Origin of the sequence: Streptomyces plumbidurans, from assembly GCF_019857225.1 — a bacterium.
Taxonomy (GTDB): Bacteria; Actinomycetota; Actinomycetes; order Streptomycetales; family Streptomycetaceae; genus Streptomyces; species Streptomyces plumbidurans.
The window spans coordinates 1-284 of the sequence record NZ_JAFJSY010000150.1; the positions used below are offsets into that span (position 1 = coordinate 1).

Genomic DNA, 284 nt, shown 5'->3' on the forward strand with positions numbered 1-284 from the left:
GGAATCCTGCGGCTGTCCTCCTCCTGAGAGTGCCCTCTGACCGGAGCGGGTCAGTCCCCCATGGGGATCGACAGTACGGTGACGCCGCGCATGTCGAGCCAGCTCGTGCCCACCGTGCTCACCAGGCGGATCATCACCTCCCCGCAGCCCTGGCACCTGGCGACCAGCCCCGGGGCCTGCGTGTAGACGCGAAGTCCGGCGACGGGCCCGGTGCGACCGCAGTGCGCGCACCGGCTGGTCGCGGCGGTCAGGTCCACGGAGAAGATCTCGGCGAGGGGTCCGGC

At 71.5% G+C, this 284-nt stretch carries 1 protein-coding gene; it reads right to left on the reverse strand.

What is annotated here, in order from left to right:
- Positions 1 to 50 precede the first annotated feature (50 nt).
- The coding region (locus JYK17_RS39980) for a DUF6510 family protein (RefSeq protein ID WP_222812304.1) at positions 51 to 284 on the reverse strand (234 nt) is incomplete at its 5' end.